Source organism: Chryseobacterium sp. 14P4.3.2, from assembly GCF_057799275.1.
The window spans coordinates 1-218 of sequence record NZ_JBYOKO010000109.1 but is presented as its reverse complement, the minus strand read 5'-3'; the positions used below and the strand labels follow the sequence as shown (position 1 = coordinate 218).

Here is a 218-nt window from a genome sequence, read left to right as displayed (position 1 = left end):
GATTTTGTACCAACTTCAGAAGGTTTTTATAGCTTTACAGAAAATCGCTATATTTACCAATATAAAGATCATTTAGGAAATGCAAGAGTAAGTTATGCTAAAAATAGTGAAGGCAACATTGAAATTACAGATACGAATAACTACTACGCTTTTGGAGCAAACCACATAGGCGGAACTAAATCCAGTTTAGGAGGATATAAAGGCTACAAGTACAACGG

At 33.9% G+C, this 218-nt stretch carries 1 protein-coding gene; it reads left to right on the top strand.

Annotation, left to right across the window (positions count from 1 at the left end; genetic code table 11):
- Positions 1–218, top strand: a 218-nt coding sequence (locus AC27VX_RS23955) for a hypothetical protein (protein WP_488698499.1), incomplete at both ends; no start/stop codon positions are given.